The organism is Shimazuella sp. NTD247, from assembly GCF_059510415.1.
On sequence record NZ_JCAJZU010000005.1, the window covers coordinates 173,090 to 189,554 of the forward strand.

At 40.8% G+C, this 16,465-nt stretch carries 19 protein-coding genes and 1 pseudogene; 4 read left to right on the top strand and 16 right to left on the bottom strand.

Annotated features, from left to right (window positions below; all coding sequences use genetic code 11):
- Positions 1–14: 14 nt before the first annotated feature.
- From AC5WOC_RS14010 to AC5WOC_RS14020, 3 genes and pseudogenes are all read right to left on the bottom strand, one after another.
- The gene (locus tag AC5WOC_RS14010; RefSeq protein WP_496056028.1) at positions 15–953 is read right to left on the bottom strand and encodes an alpha/beta hydrolase; all 939 of its coding nucleotides are present in this window, start codon (positions 951–953) and stop codon (positions 15–17) included.
- 67 nt (positions 954–1,020) lie between these two features.
- Positions 1,021–1,434, bottom strand: coding sequence for a TetR family transcriptional regulator C-terminal domain-containing protein (locus AC5WOC_RS14015; protein WP_496056228.1), 414 nt, complete (start codon positions 1,432–1,434; stop codon positions 1,021–1,023).
- A 3-nt stretch (positions 1,435–1,437) separates the two neighbouring features.
- A pseudogene (locus tag AC5WOC_RS14020) lies at positions 1,438–1,593 on the bottom strand (TetR/AcrR family transcriptional regulator); the annotation flags it as partial.
- 213 nt (positions 1,594–1,806) lie between these two features.
- Here AC5WOC_RS14020 and AC5WOC_RS14025 point away from each other — a divergent pair.
- Together AC5WOC_RS14025 and AC5WOC_RS14030 are read left to right on the top strand one after the other, a co-directional pair.
- Entirely contained in the window at positions 1,807–2,247 is a 441-nt protein-coding gene (locus tag AC5WOC_RS14025; RefSeq protein ID WP_496056029.1) for a MarR family winged helix-turn-helix transcriptional regulator, read from the top strand.
- Position 2,248: 1 nt separating this feature from the next.
- On the top strand, positions 2,249–3,865 hold the full coding sequence (locus AC5WOC_RS14030) for a DHA2 family efflux MFS transporter permease subunit (protein ID WP_496056030.1): 1,617 nt from the start codon (positions 2,249–2,251) through the stop codon (positions 3,863–3,865).
- Positions 3,866–3,999: 134 nt separating this feature from the next.
- Here the strand turns inward: AC5WOC_RS14030 and AC5WOC_RS14035 are convergent, their stop codons facing one another.
- From AC5WOC_RS14035 to AC5WOC_RS14085, 11 genes are all read right to left on the bottom strand, one after another.
- Entirely contained in the window at positions 4,000–4,461 is a 462-nt protein-coding gene (locus AC5WOC_RS14035) for a DoxX family protein (protein ID WP_496056031.1), read from the bottom strand.
- Between the two features lie 110 nt (positions 4,462–4,571).
- Entirely contained in the window at positions 4,572–5,036 is a 465-nt protein-coding gene (locus AC5WOC_RS14040) for a DUF8821 family protein (RefSeq protein ID WP_496056032.1), read from the bottom strand.
- Positions 5,037–5,059: 23 nt separating this feature from the next.
- A complete protein-coding gene (locus AC5WOC_RS14045) occupies positions 5,060–5,539 on the bottom strand; it encodes a GyrI-like domain-containing protein (RefSeq protein WP_496056033.1) in 480 nt (159 codons plus the stop codon).
- Positions 5,540–5,798: 259 nt separating this feature from the next.
- Positions 5,799–6,314 (bottom strand): DinB family protein, encoded by a 516-nt coding sequence (locus AC5WOC_RS14050; RefSeq protein ID WP_496056034.1) that lies wholly within the window; start codon positions 6,312–6,314, stop codon positions 5,799–5,801.
- A 270-nt stretch (positions 6,315–6,584) separates the two neighbouring features.
- Positions 6,585–8,336, bottom strand: coding sequence for an ABC transporter ATP-binding protein (locus AC5WOC_RS14055; RefSeq protein WP_496056035.1), 1,752 nt, complete (start codon positions 8,334–8,336; stop codon positions 6,585–6,587).
- Positions 8,337–8,547: 211 nt separating this feature from the next.
- Complete coding sequence (locus AC5WOC_RS14060) at positions 8,548–8,841, bottom strand: hypothetical protein (RefSeq protein ID WP_496056036.1); 294 nt, start codon at positions 8,839–8,841, stop codon at positions 8,548–8,550.
- A 277-nt stretch (positions 8,842–9,118) separates the two neighbouring features.
- Complete coding sequence (locus AC5WOC_RS14065) at positions 9,119–9,469, bottom strand: hypothetical protein (protein ID WP_496056037.1); 351 nt, start codon at positions 9,467–9,469, stop codon at positions 9,119–9,121.
- Positions 9,470–9,670: 201 nt separating this feature from the next.
- A complete protein-coding gene (locus AC5WOC_RS14070; protein ID WP_496056038.1) occupies positions 9,671–10,924 on the bottom strand; it encodes a hypothetical protein in 1,254 nt (417 codons plus the stop codon).
- A gap of 255 nt (positions 10,925–11,179) precedes the next feature.
- Entirely contained in the window at positions 11,180–12,040 is an 861-nt protein-coding gene (locus AC5WOC_RS14075) for a hypothetical protein (RefSeq protein WP_496056039.1), read from the bottom strand.
- 172 nt (positions 12,041–12,212) lie between these two features.
- Positions 12,213–12,785 carry a TetR/AcrR family transcriptional regulator gene (locus tag AC5WOC_RS14080; protein WP_496056040.1) on the bottom strand — a complete coding sequence of 191 codons (573 nt, stop codon included), beginning with the start codon at positions 12,783–12,785 and terminating at the stop codon, positions 12,213–12,215.
- Positions 12,786–12,877: 92 nt separating this feature from the next.
- Positions 12,878–13,873, bottom strand: coding sequence for a quinone oxidoreductase family protein (locus tag AC5WOC_RS14085; protein WP_496056041.1), 996 nt, complete (start codon positions 13,871–13,873; stop codon positions 12,878–12,880).
- A gap of 197 nt (positions 13,874–14,070) precedes the next feature.
- Here AC5WOC_RS14085 and AC5WOC_RS14090 point away from each other — a divergent pair, with 197 nt between their 5' ends.
- The gene (locus AC5WOC_RS14090; RefSeq protein ID WP_496056042.1) at positions 14,071–14,388 is read left to right on the top strand and encodes a hypothetical protein; all 318 of its coding nucleotides are present in this window, start codon (positions 14,071–14,073) and stop codon (positions 14,386–14,388) included.
- Positions 14,389–14,666: 278 nt separating this feature from the next.
- Here the strand turns inward: AC5WOC_RS14090 and AC5WOC_RS14095 are convergent, their stop codons facing one another.
- Entirely contained in the window at positions 14,667–15,368 is a 702-nt protein-coding gene (locus AC5WOC_RS14095) for a hypothetical protein (protein WP_496056043.1), read from the bottom strand.
- 118 nt (positions 15,369–15,486) lie between these two features.
- On the opposite strand from AC5WOC_RS14095, the gene AC5WOC_RS14100 reads away from it, so the two are divergent.
- The gene (locus AC5WOC_RS14100) at positions 15,487–15,849 is read left to right on the top strand and encodes a DUF4180 domain-containing protein (protein ID WP_496056044.1); all 363 of its coding nucleotides are present in this window, start codon (positions 15,487–15,489) and stop codon (positions 15,847–15,849) included.
- 303 nt (positions 15,850–16,152) lie between these two features.
- On the opposite strand, the gene AC5WOC_RS14105 is transcribed toward AC5WOC_RS14100, so the two are convergent.
- On the bottom strand, positions 16,153–16,425 hold the full coding sequence (locus AC5WOC_RS14105) for a hypothetical protein (protein WP_496056045.1): 273 nt from the start codon (positions 16,423–16,425) through the stop codon (positions 16,153–16,155).
- Positions 16,426–16,465 lie beyond the last annotated feature (40 nt).

Below are 16,465 nucleotides of genomic sequence, written 5' to 3' on the forward strand. Positions count from 1 at the left end.
GTTTTGTTTTCATACTAAACTTGAGCAGATAACCAGTTAAATAAATACATCCATAAATCAAATCTTGTAGTAGCGATATTATGATGATGAGCCGCTCCAAGTTGTTTGTAAACAGTCGGATCTGTATGGGAATAATATTGTGATTCTTTTTCAGGATACAATACAATATCTGATTCACCAAAAACAATCAAAGTTGGAACTTCAATCTTTTCGGCTAATCTAGGTAGTTTTTCTGGATCAGACATAAGAAACATACCAATTGGGCTGGAAACAGCAAATTTTTTATAAGCATTTCGGACACTTGGTGGTACATCTTCTAAACAGAAAACAGGTAATAGGCAATCTTGATTAAGAGAAATAAATCCATTAATAATCTCGAATGATGGTTTTTCTGCAAGATTGAGATTTATAACTTCTCCACAGGCAGCACCAAGATTAACAAATAGATCAAAACTTTGGTAGAGTGCTTGTTGAGCCAGACATAAACCTGCACCAGCTGAATGACCAAGACCAGCAATGATTACTTTTTCTAAGGGTTGCATACTCTTTAATAAGATGCCATTTTTCAGATGCTCACGCATTTGCAATACGACTTGATGATTTACTTCCGCCAATACCTCCAGTGTAAGCTTTTTACCGCTATCTCCCCATATACTTTCACCACTACCAAGAATATCGATTGTAACTACACCAATCCCTTGATTTGCAAAATATGCAGCAAAGTTATATTCATTTGTTTCATATCCATCAATTGTAAGATCGTAATAATGGTGTGTCTCTCCTGCACCAGGTAGAGCAAAGATCCATAAGTGGTTTTCAAAGGTAGATATCTTTGGAGGATAACACCATCCAGCAATACAATGTTCGCCTGATATAGAAGAGAGGTCCTTTATTAAAAAGTCGATACGAACAGGGTCTATTGTTTTATTTAAGTCGTTTTTGCTTTTATTCATTTTGTTATCTCCTAAGCAGTTAATAATAATCGAATGATCGTTTATTTTGATACAAAAAGAAGAGCGATCATTTTTGAATCGCGTCCCATCCGGATTGAATAATTACTTCCAAATTATCTGGAGTAAACTCAAAATTGCCATTGAAGTGATCTTTAGCCAATTGAATGATTGGAATAAAAGCAAAAGTAATTAATAAACTGGTGTCAACTTGTTTGAATAGTTGTTGCTCTTTTCCCAGTTCCATTAAATCATACATTGGCTTCATAAATGATACAGTTTCATCAGAGCTCAGTTTTTGCAAATAGGGTGAATTTGAAAATTGTTCCATAAAGAGAAATTCGTTTTTATTATGTAAAATATAATTTACATAATTTTTTACAATCGTTTCAAACCCTTCTTTTAAAGAGATTTCTTCAAGACTAAAAGAGAATACGATTTTCGTCATTTGCTTTTTCGCATGTAAATATATTTTTTTAATCATGTCCTCCTTATTTTCAAAATAGACGTAAATCGTAGAGGGGGAGAGATTTGCTCTTTTTGCGATTTTTGACATGGAAGTCTCAGTAAATCCAACTTCATTGAGAAGTTGGATAGTTGCCTGAAAAATAGCTTCAATTTTGTTATCATCTTTCACTCTCATAAGGCCAATATTAAACGATCATTCGATTATATTCAAGTGGAGTTTTTCTTTTGTCGTTCTCATCTAAAAATTTTTGTTCAAACTTTCTTCGTTGACAAGAAATAGGAAGTGAGATATATTATTCATTAGTTAATATTTAATGTGTTGAAATATTAATCAGTTAATAAATTAACCCGATAAAATATTTTTGTTACCGTGAAAGGAAGGGTGAAGATGAATGAAAACGAAGAACTATTTGAAATGACGACGATGTTTCGAGGTTTTCTCAATGAAATAGCAAAAGATTGGAACAAACACGGGTATTCCCTCAATCTTACCCAAGTTAAAATCTTATATCAGCTAGAAGTAAAGGGTTCTTTGAAAGTATCGGAAATAGCTCATGAACTAAGCCTCACTTCTTCTGCGGTGACAGGTATTACTGATCAGTTGCTAAGTGAGCAGTATGTGAAGAAGGAGCGAGCAGAGAATGATCGGAGAGTTGTATATATTTCGCTGACTCCAAAAGGACAGTCAGTGATGGGTGATATCAAAACAAATCAAAAAGAAATGTTGCATCAATACTTTGATGTTTTGGATGATGCGGATATTGGCCATCTAAAACGCATTTTTACAAAGCTGATAAAACATGTAAAGAAAAAGGAGAGAGGAAAGTAATATGGAGCATTTATCATCAAAGAAAAAAGTGACCATCATGATTGCCATTATGGCTGCGATGTTTTTTGCGGCAATCAATCAAACAATTACAAGCACAGCAATGCCGCGTATAATCGCTATATTAGATGGAATGGACTACTACACATGGACGATTAATATTTACTTATTAACTTCCACGATTGCAACAGTGCTTGTAGGGAAATTGTCCGATATGTATGGGCGTAAGCCGTTTCTACTGGCAGGTATTTTGTTATTTATGATTGGGGCATTTTTAACCGGAACCTCTTCTGGTGTCTTTCAATTTATTTCGTATCGTGGTATTCAAGGGATTGGAGCAGGGATTATTCAATCCACAGCGATGACAGCAGTTGGGGATTTGTTTCCACCGCGTGAACGGGGCAAATGGACGGGTATTATGATGTCGATTTTTGGTTTTTCCAGTGTGATTGGTCCATTACTCGGCGGTTATTTGATCGATCACTTAGATTGGCATTGGTTATTCTGGATCTTCTTACCGATTGGTTTGATTGCCTTTGCATTGATTTGGTCAATGTTTCCCAAAGTAACCAATAGCAAACGGCAAAGTGTTGATTACTTAGGTTCTTTATTTATGACAACAACCATTGTTCCGTTATTGCTCGCCTTTTCATGGGCAGGAACACAGTATGCTTGGACTTCACCTCAAATTCTTGGTTTGCTTGCTGTGACAATAGTTTCTGCTGGTATATTCGTTTTGGTGGAGAGAAAAGCGGAGAACCCGATTTTTCCCATTCACTTATTAAAAAATAATGTGGTAACGATTTCCAACATCATCGGTTTTATTATGAACTTTGGAATGATGGGTGCAATGATTTATATTTCATTCTTTGTTCAAGGAGTAATTGGTATCTCTCCAACTTATGCTGGATATGTCACGATGCCAATGTCGATCGTGATGGTTATCGCTAGTACGTTGACAGGACAATGGATGGCGAAGACTGGAAAATACAAACGGTATGCTTTGATTGGTATTCCTATCATGATCATCGGTATGGCTTTGATGGTGTTCATGAACAATGTGCAAATGGCAGTAACAGCAATGATAGTCTTTGGTTTTGGACTTGGATTAGGTATGCCTGTATTCTCTTTGGCAACACAAAATGCAGTACCTCACAAAGAACTTGGAGCAGTTACTGCTTCAACACAGTTATTCCGTAACCTTGGTGGGACGATCGGGATTGCAGTCATGGGGACAGTAATGTCCAATAACTTAACGGCCAATCTAAAAGAATCATTGCAATCTTCTGCGCCAGAACTAGCCAAAGTCGATCCAAAAACAGCGGAGCAGATGTTAGCTTTTGCAAATCCACAAACGTTGATGAACACACCATTGTTAGAAAAAACACAAGACAGCTTACCTGCTGCTGCACAACAAGTTTTTATGCATATGATCGATAATATAAGAGAGGCACTGAGCACTACGCTATCTACAGTGTTTCTTACAGCAACATTGGTTATGGTAGTATCGTTTATTCTTGTATTCTTCCTAAAGGAAATCCCACTCCGTACTTCGAATCAAGAAGCAGAGAAAAAAGAAGATAACACTGGTAACGATACGTTGGTAGCGGAAATATCTTAAAACAAATAAACTCCTAGTATTTGAAAAGTACTAGGAGTTTATTTTATAACTTCATTGGAATTTTTGAGTGAATGATTAATGAAGGATAATATTTATCATGCAGAGTAGTCACATCGCTGCCACCTAATCATGTCTTACTTTGAACTTGGGGTTACCACATCATTGATTACGAGACTTTGTTTTTGTACATTTTCTTCTTTCTTTCGAAACAAACTTCCTAAGATACGGCTTTGTGGTCTGAGCATCCATGAAGCGGTATTAAGCGCTACATAAAACAGAGGAAGCATAACGTTGAATCCGTAAGGACCATAATCATGAGCAAGCACATGTGAGAAAGACGCACCAGTCATTAAAAAGAAAATGCCAGCGTGAGCCCATTCTTTCAGCCGTGGGAAACCTGGATAGAGGATAGCAATAATACCGAGTATTTTCCAAGTTCCAAGAAGATTCATGATGTATAATGGGTAACCAATATGTTTTACTAACTCGATATTTCCACCTAATTTCAACAATTGACCAAGCCCGCTTAACAAAATAGATACTGCGAGTAATGTTGTAACTGTCCAATATGCAATCGTTTTTCCTTTTGTTGTCATTTCTGATCCCGTCCTTTAGTTGTTTAGTATATTGATCCAAAAAATATAAATTTACATACTATTCAGATATAATTGATAGCAGGTTTCCATCGTTTGTGTTTTTGTCGCCTTTAATATTCTCCTTTAATTACAAAGAATGATCCGCGAATTGTTCCTGCTAGTTTAGACTTCTGTCTGGCAAATTTAAACTTTCCTTCTAACTCCTTTGGTACTTCCATCCCGTCAGAAAGCTTAAAACCAACAGCTCTTTTCTTAGGATTATCAACTGTATACATGATGTTGATCCCAAGACCATCGTCATAAAAGATATAGGTAAATTTGATATTTTCTACTTGAAAACACGATGTTTCCAGAGGTTTAGCTGCAAACTCAATGTCACGTTCTTCTTTCAAAATTCGATTTCCATAATCAAGGGTTTTTTGACTTTCGCTAGCTGATTTAACCATAAATTCATGCTTGTATTTGTTCATAAAGTATCGTGCTTCATTCGCACGTAGCCCAGCAAGCGCTTCTGCTACAGGAGAGGACTCTAACCCAATGATAGATACATTTTTAAAGTCAACAATATAGGACATTTCCTATCACTCCTTTTATCTTTTTATTTCTTAACAACAGGAATCCATATTTCGCCATAAATTAAATCATTTTGCTGCCCCATCGTTACGGTTGCATTTGGCCCGCCGACATAGGCAAAATCTTCTGCCGTTGGCAATACTTGGCCAAAAGCAATTCCTGCAAGTTTGTTAATCAATTCATTAGCCGTTTTGTCTTCACTTTTCACAACAAGGTATTCTCCCTTAGGAAATTGGATAGCTCTGGCTTCTTCTGGTATCGATGCCTCTGTCTTGACGCCAGCATAATACATCATCTTGTTATTTACCGCTTCATTCACAGCAAAAACGCAGTCATCTGTTGCTATTGCTTTTAATGTGTCAAGTCTTCCGTCTTGGTTTACAGCCTGCCAAAACTCTGACTTTTCTTTGTATTGACCAGCAAAATCTGTATAGTCGCTTTTAAGCTCTGTTCCAAAACATACAACCGTAAAGCTGGCTTTTTCTTCTAAGATATAATCTGCCATATTCAAAACCTTCCTCTTTTAAATTTGTTTTCTTAACTTCTTTTGATAGGTTTATAATAATCTCTAATCATGTCAAAAAATGATACTGTTTAGACATCCTGATGAAAAAAGTTGGATGATTGGAATGAGGGCACTGTATATAGCCATAAAGCTGAGAAAAATGGAGCTTTGATAGTTAGATAGGCATTTTAGACGCAAAAAAACCGACTCTCTGTACAATAAAGAAATCGGTTTTGCGCTATGAAGTGAATGTTAAAAACTAATCTGTCGTGCTGACTTCGTAAAGATAGAAAATATAATCATTGGATACACTTGCGTAACCATGTTGATGTAACATTGCAGTAAGATTTCCACGGTGATATGTTCCATGGTTCACAACATGCTGTACCAATTCAAAAAAATGAGTATCCAATCGGCCATATTGAGGATGTACTGGGGAAATCTCTTTATCCAAATTAACATGGTGGAGGAGCTTTTTATATTGTTCTGACAGATCTTGGAAAAACTTTTCCATTTCCTCCAGACTCTTATCCTTTATCTTTTCTTGCGCATGAGTTCTAGAAGCATAAATCTCTTCCATACTATTCTCTTGCATCACACCGAGCCATACTGTATCTATCATATAAATATGATCAAGTGTCTTCGCAATAGAAGGGAAAACACTTTGGACTTCCAGATTATAAATATCCCTCGGTAGCTCTTTCAGCCGCTCAAAAAACTTGTTGTTCGCCCAGACATGATAATCATACAGCTGTATAGCATGATGTTTTCTCATAAACAATTCCCCTTTGTGTTTGTTGATTTCTCTACCTTAAATACTTCTGTTAACAAGATAAAAAGTCCCTTAATCACCATCTGGTTTTTGCTTAATAATATTGCATCGATCTGTTATCTTTGAACGAGAGGTTATTGATCTTGTCAAATAGAATAAATTCGATAAACATATTGAAATACATTTGCACCCTTGTTAGATGATGTCCAACAAGGGTGATTTTTTATGATTGATCAGAGTAATCTGCTAACCAATCCATATCTATCTAATTAATTAGTGGGAACACGTACATGTTTCAGCAGTGTTCATTTTCCTTTCTTCTCTAGAGAGGGAATAGAACAACCCATCTTTTTGCTCCTGAAGTTCTTTGAGAGTACCCACTTGTACAATTTCGCCCTCTTCGAATACAACCACACGGTCTACATTTTCGATTGCAGTGTACCGATGGGCAATTTTAATTTGTGTTTTTCCGATCAGGCGGGAGTCGATTCTATTCAATACCTTATTTTGCGTAATATTATCGAGAGCGGAAGTCGATTCATCAAACACGAATACATCTGGTTCTTGAAGCAGCGTTCTTGCGATAGAAAGACGCTGTTTCTGTCCGCCTGAACCGGCGATATCTTGGTCGAGGTAATTTGGTTCCAAATCCTCTAGACCAGCACAATGAAGTGCTTCATAGAGCTGTTCGTCGGTAGCTTCCGGTGCTCCGATTCGCAGATTTTCCGCAACTGTTCGGTTGAGAAATCCGGTTTCCTGGAGGCAGAATCCAATTTTTGCCCAAAGGGACTCCAAATCGTATTCTTCAATCGGAATTTCATTGATGAGCACTTCTCCGAAATCGTAATCGATCAACCTACACAGCAAGTAAGTAAGGGTAGTTTTTCCGCTGCCTGATTTACCTACCAGTGCAATCTTTTCCCCTTCCTCAATCGTCATGGAGACATTGCGAAGGGCAAATTTCTTTTTCCCCGGGTAGCGGGCAAACACATTTCGCAGTTCGATTTTCTTCACTTCTTCCAGCTGCCTTGCATTAGGGATAGTGGAGATTTGCTTCAAACGGAAAATATCGTCACACTGATCCGATTCTGGAATTACTTCAATAACTGAAGTGTACCGACGGTAAAACCACTGTACAGCTATCTGGAATGTACTGACATAACTCATGAACTGGAGAGCTTGACCAGGACTAAGAAGTTCTAGATACGCTACTCCCATGAGGAGAACAGCACCTGTGACAAATGCATCTGTTCCGGATGAGAAGAGATCAATTCCAAAAATCTTTGTCCAGAGTGCTTTTTGTCTTGTTGTTTGATATTCTTTTCGAAGTCGATCAAATGCTTTGTTCTCTCGTTCACTTGCTCCTGACAGCTGGATCAATTCAAACTCTCGAACATACTCCGTTGTATGTCCCATCAGTTTTTTTCGAAGTTCAAACAATTGCTCGTTGAGCTGGCTGTATTTATTTAGAGCGCGTTTGGCAAATGCCAGTCCTGCAACTCCTGCAATACAGACAGCAGTCATAAGCGGATTGATAAACAACATAAAACCAATAGCCAAAAACAATTTAAAGATGCTTTCCAGCAGTTCTGGAATCACAGAGGAACTAGAGTACGAGACTCCATTTGTCCATTCTGTCAGACCGCTTGAAAGCACGTTCGGCTTCTGACTTTGAAAGAGAATCTTTGGTGAAACGTTTTTTATTTTTTTCCGCAGAAAACCTTGGAGCCCTGTATCAATTTCTGCATTCAGCTCTTTTTCCAGACTCATATTCAATCCTGCAAGCAGCTGATAGATCACAGGATAGAACATGAATACAAGACTAGAAAGGATGAGTACTTTTTTGTTTCCTTTACCAACACCAATATCGACAAACTGCTGCATGGCAAACGGCTGCACCATCGTAAGCAGAGAGCCTGTAAGAACACAAGCTACTAGCCCTACTGTAATCCATTTTTGTTCACGCATAAGCTCAAATGCCAGTCGCATGGTTTTGCTGTGAAAAATTTTTCTCAGCCGTTTCATCGAATCTCCCAGTTTGAGAAGAGTCAGGGATATATCTATCATACTATTTCTATAATGGGATTCGAATTATTTCTGTCATTTTTTTAAATATAGAGAAGAGCACAGCCTAACGAATATTTTGAAAATCTTCGTTAGGCTGTATTATAAAAAAATTGATCAGAAAAAATCATGAAGTTGCTTGTTGACTAATCGAAAGCAACTTCACCAATCTCTAACTTCTGTTGTTTAGGATAACGGCAAAGTACCGTGCTGCCATGCATTCGATGTCATTGTCTGGTTCTTTCTCTGGAGATGGGTTATCTTTCATTCGCCATGCGCTTTCCAGAACTGATACAATCAATGGATTCATGCCCTTTTTATTCCGAAGAAACTGATTGATTTGCAGGCTTTGCTGCCAGTCGGGCATATCCACTAGATCAAGCAATGCACGAAGATTTTCGGCGTTTTTTGAGTTGTTCTCCATTTCTGAGTTAATTTCTTCCCTCAAATCTTCTCGTCGATACATGTTATCCTTCCAAAAGGGTTAGGATTTTAAATTGAAATATCATCTCTATTTTATTGGTGGCTAAATTATATTTCCATATAGGAAACAAACATAATCAAAATATTCCGTGTTTAAATCTATTTGTACAAACATACCAAAGAAAATGACTTGAATCCTTTAGAAGTTCAAGTCATTTTCCTATTTATATTTTTATATGAAATGAATATCAATCAAATGGGTGGCGGAGCCGCTTTAGGTTAAATACCAAAAGCGGCTCCACTGATCCCTGACACTCGTTCTACTCCCAAGGGAAGAACTTCTGGAAGTACATCGCTGCTGCATGAACGATCATCAAGACTTCCCGCATGAAGGGCTTATTCTTCGCGAGAAGCTGCGCATTCTCGAAGACGAGCACAATCAAGGGATTCATTCCCTCCTTGCTCTGGAGGAACTGCTCGACCAGCTTGCTGTGCTCTTCTTCGGGCTGCTCGACGAGTTCGAGCAGCTGACGAAGGTTTTCAAAATCGTTTTTCCGCTGGATTACGTTGTCGTGCTCCTCGCCAAAGTACTCTGCTGCCTCTGTGATCTTGAGGTCATCCATGGTGCTGAGGATCATTTCCTTAAGCATGCTTGGGGTCACAGCAGTCACGTTGTCCTCCAATGGTGTCAGGGAGTTGATTCGATAAAAATAGTATATCATATCTTGTGTTTATCTTCTGAATGTGCGATGTATCAAGAAAATAGTTCTATAGTAGTATCAAATTAATCATAGGAGGGGTTTTTTATCAGCATATAAATGTACATCCCATTCTAAATCAACGTTTAACGCTGGATTAGAATGGGATGAGAATCAACCTTGCTTTTGCTGATAAGGATACAAATAGGTGAAAATTAGGGATACGCTACAGAGTAAAGCGGCTAGTAGCATAGCTGGTGATAAACCCAGCCATTGTCCCAGACCAAACCCAAGAAATGCAGAGATCAGTTGGGCACACGTATCTTGAGAGATTTTTGTTGCTGCATAAAGAGATGTATTGGATGTTAGCTGCCTTGCTTTCCGGTCAATCCAAGTTGTTGATGTACGACCAAACATGATGAAAGGGATGGCTGCCATTAGAAATACACCTTGCGAGGTATACAGTCCCCATGCGGTCATCCCATAGCCGAGGATAGCAGTAGCATGGCTCCAAAAGAGCCATTTATGCACGGACTGCCACCAACTGGGTGTGGGTTTTGTTGTTTTGAGTTCCGTCTTTTGAAGCAAGTGAATACTGATGAGTGGTGTGCAAACAGGTACAATGGACAACAAGATCAAGGAAGCCCAGTCGTCAAGCGCTGAAAGGACTAGAACAGAAACAAAGATCATGGAGGAAATGGGAGCTCCCATTCCAAGGAAAATGAGCTGCACTGCTTTATCTGTACGCCATGTTGTGTTCTGTTTTTCTTCTTGTTTTTTCTCTTTATTTTCCTTTTTCTTTAGATTAATCTCCTGCATTTGTTTGATGGGAATAAGCAGTAGTCCCGTGATGACGGTAGGGATAGCCACCCACAGCCAGATTTGATGGTGTCGTACTAAGACGAAACCTATTGTTGTAACAGTTCCTGCCGCAAGTCCGCGGAACAGATTTGACAAGTTATCAATCTGAAGACCATCATCTCCTTGATGACCTTGCTGTGTCCTAAGTTCCAGCCAACAAGTTCGAATGGCTACTATCGCCCATGTGGTAGGAAAGGTAGTTAGCCAATGTGGATAAAAGCCCCAAATCCAGTCATTTGACACGAGAATACCAGTGAGTGGATAAGAGAACATCCACACACTGACTCCCCACACAATTACTTTTTTCGGATCAAAACGATTGATGATCCAATTCGCACTTGTAGATGCCGCCAACTGAAGACCCAATTGATAGATGGGCATTGCGACAACATGCCGACCATGTCCTTGAGCTATCAGGATTGCCGGCAGTACCTGGAAAATGATCTGTGCCGTTGGTGACAGGAAGAAAATAAGTGCCAGCAATGCCCTAGGCGTAGGTGTCCAATACCAGCTCTGTTTTAATTTCTGAGAGCCCTGCTTGATCTTCTTATGCAGTTTCTTGATCATCGTCTCCCTTTCCATGAGACTCGAACGTTTCTCCAGCATTTGCGAAAATTTGATTTATCCTTATCCTCAAAGCTTGATTATGAGGATGTTCTATCTTTAGATAGCCACATTCACAAAAGTCAGTCAATAGAGAAGCTGAAAAACTAATAGCGTTATATCTATATGAACATCCGTTATTTCCTGTCCGGACAATGTATATTACACAATGTCCGGTTTCCTCTATCATCTAATGGATGAAGAGGAATTTGTGAAAAATCACTTCCCGAATAGGAGTGACCGAACTACAGCAGCAACCTCGCTGAAGTTCTCACGGTTCATCTCTCGACCGCGAGGTGAACCTGCGATCCCTGCGTGTCCGCCAGCTTCCGGTCCCCAGAGGCTCTGGACGATTTTGCAAGCGGAAAAATGCTTTCCGCCGTCTGCAAACGACAGCGTGATACCACCTGTCTCCGGCTTCCACATGATGATCGAAGGGATCATCTTCTGGAGGATCGGGCTGTAGTACGCCATGTTGCAGAACGGATCGTCAGAGATGAACAAGCGAAGGATGTCGTCTTCCTCCAGCAAACATCGTTCGATGTCAGCCTCGTGATCGTCCCAAATCTTCAGCAGGCTCACAATGAAGGCTTTATCGTTCTTCACAAGGATCCGTTCCAAAGCGTGGATGTACTCGTTCACTTCCTGCGTGACATCGACGATTTCCTCCTCAGGGGTGTACAGGTGATTCAGCCAGAATCCCATACACGCCTTCACCTGACGGAGAATGTTCTTTTCTTTGACCTTGTGGAGGTGATGAGCGCCCTTCTCATCAAGCATGCCGATGGTCTGCCAGAAGGAAGGATTGTTCGGCTTGACACCCATCAGAGCCGCCACCCCACCAATGGTGTCGGGATCGATGTGGCTGATGAGGATGGTGCTGCCTTCCGGAAGCACTGGCACGTTCGTGCGCGCTGACGGCGGGAGTTCCTGCTGGAACTTCCCTCCATGGTGAGCGAGGGTCACCATAGTGCCCTCGATAACTGTCTTTCCGTATTCCGCCTCAACAGTAGCTGCAACGCTGTTGTTGGCAGCATACTCGGAGGCGGCTTTAGCACTGCGGGCGAGGATAACACGCATGGTAACTCCTATCAGGAAAAGTACATGATTCTGTGATTTTATTATACCAAGAATAGGGAGTTTTTTTCGGACTAGTATTTTTGTTTATAGATTCGCGAGCGAGAAAACCATGGTTTGAATAGCAGGAGGAGTGCGAATGGCAGTAAAAAAGAGCAAAATTTCGCTATATTTCTTATTCCTTAAATGCTGAGTGAATCAACTGAGTTGCGATCGTTTTTAATTGCATTGCTGCGGGTTTTGCACCAATGAGCGGTACAGACACCAATGCGCCATTGATAATGATTGTCAGTTGGTTTGCTAAGGTGTTGTCTGGTATTCCTGCTAGTTTGGTTAAGCGGGATATGCGTTCTTGTAGCGATTGTTCATATGTTAAAACATACTGATGTACCGGATGTGCTTCATCAGAGAATTCTGCCAGCGCATTTAACAATGCGCATCCACGGTATCCCGGAGCCATCATCGTTTCCATTGTTGCATGAATTAATGCAAGCAACTGTGCCTTGGGTGATCCTTCGTGTTTGGCAGTAGCTTCATCAAACAATTTCGCATGAGATTCATCATGTTTGGCTAAATAGGCGATGATTAAATCGTTTTTTGTAGCAAAATGCCGGTAAAGGGAAGATTTCCCGACTCCTGATTTTTCCACAATGGTATCCACACAAACGGCACGAATGCCTTCATGATAAAACAAGTCGGTTGCTGTATCGAGAACGCGTTGACGCACAGGGGTATGAGATGTTTTCATATTATTTCACCCTCCCTAATAATAAAATAACCGTACAATACTGTTTTGTTCCGATCATAGCAAAAAGCATTCTTTCTTAACAACGGAAGTGTTTATTGATCAAAAGTAATAAATCTTTTCCCGTTTTCTGAGTGATGGAGACTTTTATATATAGCTGTTTTAAAGTCTTCGATCGGATGCATGCCCCCGGTAGATACTTGGAAATCAGCTCTTTTGGTGGCATCGATAATTTCTTGGATTACGGGCATATCTGCTTTTGTTGGCGGAGTAAAAAAATATTGATAAAGATATGGATTAATACCGATATACTTTAATAAAATGTCGGAGTTATGGACTTCAAATTTTTCCGGACTATAATTGCCATAAATAACAACTTGTCCTCCAAGTCCTACGCTTTGAATTAAATTTCCAAGAAGAGATCCGCCAACACAATCGATAACTCCGTGCAGCCCTTTGTTTTGCGTGATTTGCATGATTCGGTCATCGATCTTCTCATCCAGCAGAGACAGATCGATGATGTGTTCTGCTCCGAGTGCATGTAAGTCTATATTTTCGCGTGTTTTTCTCACGATGGAGATGACATTTATATTGCGGCGCTTTGCCAATTGCAGAACCATCATCGCCACATTGGAGTTGCCGGCTGTCAACGCAAGCCACCCTCCAGATTGGACTTTTGATTGTTCTAGTAAATCCCATGCGGTGATCAAGTTAAAAAACTGTGCGGCTTTTTCAATGGGGTAATCTGCTGGTAAAGGCATGATCCATTCCTCAGGTATTGCTGCATATTCAGCCCAGCTGTTGAGATAGCCAAAGGTAACAAAAGTTCCAGGTTGGTAAGATACATTTTTCCCAACTTCTTTAATAATTCCTGCGCCATAAACCCCGCCAATTTGCTGAGGGAAGACTGGTTTTTTTGGTTCTGGATATAAATTTTGAATAAAGAGGAAATCACCTGGGTTGATGGATGCAGCCGTCATTTTTATTAAAACTTCGTTGTCTTTGATTGTTGGTATAGGAACTTCGCCAACTTGCAGTGCGGCAAAATCATCTTGGGGTGATGCTAATTCATTGAAATAGATAGCTTTCATCGATGTACACCTCATTATAGAAGCAGATTATTCTAAAGATAGAACGAAACAGTCCTGTTCTCTAATTAAATGATACAGGACTGTTTCGTTCTATGTCAAGAGACAAACGCTGGATATCCTTAATTGATTTCTATAGATGCAGTTGATAAGCTTTGTTTAGAAGTAACAATCACCCGCAACTCTCGGGAGTAAAAACAATGCTGAAGTACGTGTTCCAGTTGACTCAGGACTCCTCGAACAACGTCAAGTTCGTTGTCGTCGACCCCACCGGGGAGAACAAGTACTGGGAGTGGGAGCTGTTTGCCTTCGTGGGCAGCGGCGACCAGATCGAGAAGTTCGAGTTCCCGGACGTGGAGAAGATTGGCCTTCGCTGTTCCGGCGGATGCATCTTCGTTACCACCAAGTTCGGGGATATCAACACGCACGCGAAGACCTGTGACGGCAATCCGTTGGAGGTTCTCGACCCGAACCGGTACGAGTTCGATGCGGACGGCAACCTGCGTGAGAAGAACTGAGTCTCCTCTACTGTTGAGCCGCTCATAGCGACTCTACTTCTGAGACATGTGGGACCCCCTGTGCTATGTGCAGGGGGTCTGCTATTTTAGCAACAAGTCTGATATGTAAAATGATAATTCCTAAGCTATCGTATTACTGGATCAAAAAAAGAGCGATATGATCCTATCACTTGTTTTTCTCAATCTGTATTTAATTTTGTAGGATTTTATCATTGGTTCATTTTAAATTTGGTGCCAGGCACCCGAGCAAGGCTCAGGTGCCTAGCGACCGGTCTTGGTCAGGCGATGCCCTCAGGCAGCATCTTCCAATACTCCTCTGATTGAGCGCGAAGACCACCGAATTTCGTATGCTTACGGAACGAAGCAAACGCAGCGTAACCCGCGATCCAGTGCAGCTCATGCAAGGAGAACCGGCTTCCCTGCTGGGCGTTTGTCATACTTGCCACGAGCAGGGCATAAGGGGTAACGGTCTGCTCAAGCATGGTGTTGTAGCCCACAACATCGTCGAAATACAGGTTCCACTCGTCAATCTTGCTGAGCCACGGTTCCACTGTCTTGACTGCAGCCAGAAAGATCTTGATCTTCTTCGGGTCTCCTGCGACTTCTTCGAACTCAAGGGGAGGATTCTTCCACCCTGATGGGGCGCGAAGATCACTGAACTTCTTATCGTTACGGAACGCAGCATACACAGCGTAGCGCGCGATCCAGTACAGATCATCCAAGGAGAACTGGCTTCCCTGCTGTGTGTTTGTCATACTTGCCACGAGCCGGGCAAAAGGCAAAACCAGCTCATTAAGCATGGTGTTGTTGCCTGCAACATCGTCGAAACACAACTTTCGCGGGTCAATCTTGCTTGGGCTTGGTTCGATTGCCTTGACCACAGCTAGAAAGATCTTATTCTTCTTCGGATCCCTCACGACCTCCTCAAACGGGAGAGACGGCTGACCAGCAGGCGGTGTGTAAGGCTTGAAGTCGTGCATCAAAACTCCTCTGTAGTGCGCCTATTTACCAAAACCGGAATTATTCTATTATAACAAATGATGCGACAAAGGGATGGTCCTTCTGTCGCATCAATACAGCAAGTATTGGAGGTTTATTATGCATATAGAGAAACTAGAAAGCGAAAATGTTGCCATTATAAGAAGTGATGAGATACTAATCAAGGATATTCAATCCGCTTTGGATTTGATGGCAACGGTTCGATATGAAACGGACTGTGATCGAATCATTATCAACAAATCTTCTGTTGTGGAAAGCTGTTTCGATTTGAAAACGCGGCTTTTAGGAGAAATCCTCCAGAAGTTTATCAACTATCAGGTGAAAGTTGCATTTGTTGGAGATTTTGCCAGTTACTCCAGCCAGAGCTTAAAAGATTTTATTTATGAATGTAACAGGGGAAAAGATTTCTTTTTCCTGCCTACCAAACAAGAAGCGATTGAAAAGTTTAGCATGTTAAAGTAAATGTAACAAGGGGCTGGTTTGCTGATCGGAAATTCAACATTCGAAACAAATATTTGTTTTCCTTCAGCTCAGGTCACATGATTAGAAAATAGATTAAAATGAAATGAAGCCTTTCATTTCCAATACATGATCTCCTTGCTAAAAAAGAGCAAGTCGAAGCCCGTTTTAGTCATCTATATATGAAATCATTCATTTGCGCTGGCGGACTACTGATCACATGTTGCATAAAGTGATTGGTAGTCCACCTTTGATCTGCTCTATACGCGGATCTGCGGAGGGAGATCAGCCGCAGATGAAGAAATGCTAGCGGAGATTGTTTCGAAGCACCACGCTGATCAAGGCAGATGTGTTGCCTTCGACGATCCGGGATGCATTGAAATTGAGCTTCTCAGCCGCTGCAAGGTACAGCTTCTTCACCTCTTCGAAGATCTCCCCGCCGGAGACCATCGATTTGACGGAAAGGGAGCCGTTCCGAGCCGCTTTCTTGATGATTTCCTGAGTTTCAGGCAGAACCATGTTCACGATTCGGGTCAGGAACCAGATGAGCTCGTCAGCGGGAAGATTTTCGTCGTACATCTCGACCTCCAGTAAGTTTGTATACTTGCTTATATATTAT